Origin of the sequence: Bacillus sp. SIMBA_008 (assembly GCF_046535495.1) — a bacterium.
Classification (GTDB): Bacteria; Bacillota; Bacilli; order Bacillales; family Bacillaceae; genus Bacillus; species Bacillus subtilis.
Genome location: NZ_JAWRWL010000242.1, coordinates 1 through 300 on the forward strand (window position 1 = coordinate 1; position 300 = coordinate 300).

The 300-nt window shown below is 48.0% G+C and carries 1 protein-coding gene; it reads right to left on the reverse strand.

Annotated features, from left to right (window positions below; genetic code table 11):
- The coding region (locus tag SB658_RS23020) for a thiamine phosphate synthase (RefSeq protein ID WP_410602577.1) at window positions 1-261 on the reverse strand (261 nt) is incomplete at its 3' end.
- Between the last annotated feature and the right edge of the window lie 39 nt (window positions 262-300).

The window sequence follows — 300 nt, forward strand, 5'->3', positions numbered from 1 at the left end:
GCGCAAGGCCAATTCGACATCATCATTAATGATGAAAGGAATCCCGGCCTGCCTGCAGACATCCTGCACCCGCTTCGCGAACAGGACACGTTCATCCCCTGTTAAAGAACCGCTCCCCTTTTCCCGAAATTGAAAAAGCGTAGCGCCGCCCTCAATTGCTTTTTTCACCACGGAAACCGGGTCTGCGCTTGTATTGTTTGATCCCATAATAAAATAAACCGATAACATATTCTTCATCATTTCCCGAGAAATACGCGTCATTTTTCTGTCACCCTTTCAATTGCGGCAAGCTCAGCCGCT